Source organism: Kitasatospora sp. NPDC057512 (assembly GCF_042802135.1).
In the GTDB taxonomy this organism is placed as follows: domain Bacteria; phylum Actinomycetota; class Actinomycetes; order Streptomycetales; family Streptomycetaceae; genus Kitasatospora.
Genome location: NZ_JBHVET010001182.1, coordinates 1 through 1,521, shown reverse-complemented (window position 1 = coordinate 1,521; position 1,521 = coordinate 1). Strand labels below are relative to the sequence as shown.

Below are 1,521 nucleotides of genomic sequence, written 5' to 3'. Positions count from 1 at the left end.
CCCCGGCCCTGGCCACAACCCGGAAGCCCCCGTAGCGAATTCGCTACGGGGGCTTCGTCGTCCCCCTGCCCCGTCGGCCGACTACGCTGGGTGTCCGGCACCGGCGGATTCGGTACACCCGGCTCCCCGGTCCACCTGGTTCATTCGGTTCAGGAGGCTTCGCGCTCATGACCCCGGAACACTTCGCGCTCCTCGAGGAAGCCCGCAGGAGCCTGCCCGACGGCTTCAAGGTCGAGATCTCCGGCGACACCATCACGATGATGGTGAGCCCCTCCGGCATCCACCAGCGCAACCTGCTGGTGGTGCGTCGCCAGTTCGACGCGCACACTCCGGCCGGGCTGCTGCCGAGCGAGAACACCGACCTGGTCTCGCCGAACGTCGGCAAGAGCCGCAACCCCGACCTGACGTACGTTCCGGACGAGGCCCTGGCCACCACCGACAACCAGGTGCCCGCCGAGCTGGCCGCGATCGCGGTCGAGCTGGTCTCGCCCTCGAACCCCGAGAACGACTGGGTCGGGAAGCTGCGCGACTATCCGCTGATGGCCATCCCGCTGTACCTGCTGATCGACGCCCGGGAGAAGACCGTCACCCTCTTCAGCAGGCCGGACGCCACCCGCTACCACCGCCGGGAGGACGTCTCCTTCGGCGAGACCCTGCACGTCCCGGAGCCCTTCGACTTCGACCTGACCACCGACGGCCTGCTGCCGTACTGACCCTCGGCCGCCCCCGGTCTAGGCGAAGACCTCGATCGCGCACCTGGCCGCGCCGCTGCGTCGGATGCGGGCGTCGCTGGTGACCAGGGGCACGGCGAGGGTCTCGGCGAGTGCCACGTACTGGGCGTCGTAGGCGCTGATGTTGTGGTTGAGCTCCCGGACCCGCTGCCAGAGGATCAGCGTCTCGTGCTTGGTGACGGCGAGCGACCGGTAGTCGGCGATCGCCTTCTCCGCCTCCTTCGCCGTGAGCTTCCCGCCCCGGACCATGCCGAACAGGGCCGAGACGATCTCGTAGTCGAGCAGGCCCGGTGCGGCGAGCACGTCCAGGTCGCGGAGCCGGGCGCGGACGGCGTGGCCGGCCGGGCCGTGGTCGGTGAGCACCCGGACCAGGGCCGAACAGTCCACGACGACGGTGGACGTCACCGGCGCTCCCGGCCCTCGTCGATCGCCGAGAGGATGTCGGCGGTGCTGATCTCGGTCCGGGTCTCCCGGTCGAGCCTGGTCATCATCTCGGCGAGCGACGGGGTGGCCGCCTCGCGGGTGACGAGGTCGAGCAGATAGCCCTGGAGGCTCTTTCCGGCCCGCGCGGCCTTCAGCTTGAGGGTGTCCAGGATCGGGTCCGGGACTTCGCGGATGGTGATGGCTGTCATGCCTGCATTTTAGCTGCACCGGCTGCACATTGCTGGCACCCTGCGGGCTGTCGCCGTACCGGCCCCGGCCGCCCTCCGCCCGTGGGGTCCGCGTTGACCGTGCTCCTGCCGCCTGAGTAGGGTCGCGGACGGCGGGCTCGGTTCCGTCGAGCCCGCCG

At 70.3% G+C, this 1,521-nt stretch carries 3 protein-coding genes; 1 reads left to right on the top strand and 2 read right to left on the bottom strand.

Going from position 1 to position 1,521, the window contains the following annotated elements; translation table 11 throughout:
* Positions 1-167 precede the first annotated feature (167 nt).
* Positions 168-713, top strand: coding sequence for a Uma2 family endonuclease (locus tag ACFU6K_RS38740; RefSeq protein WP_380671324.1), 546 nt, complete (start codon positions 168-170; stop codon positions 711-713).
* Positions 714-731: 18 nt separating this feature from the next.
* Here the strand turns inward: ACFU6K_RS38740 and ACFU6K_RS38735 are convergent, their stop codons facing one another.
* Together ACFU6K_RS38735 and ACFU6K_RS38730 are read right to left on the bottom strand one after the other, a co-directional pair.
* Positions 732-1,136 carry a type II toxin-antitoxin system VapC family toxin gene (locus ACFU6K_RS38735; protein WP_380671322.1) on the bottom strand — a complete coding sequence of 135 codons (405 nt, stop codon included), beginning with the start codon at positions 1,134-1,136 and terminating at the stop codon, positions 732-734.
* Entirely contained in the window at positions 1,133-1,363 is a 231-nt protein-coding gene (locus ACFU6K_RS38730) for an antitoxin (protein WP_380671320.1), read from the bottom strand. Before ACFU6K_RS38730 ends, ACFU6K_RS38735 begins: the two co-directional genes overlap by 4 nt.
* Between the last annotated feature and the right edge of the window lie 158 nt (positions 1,364-1,521).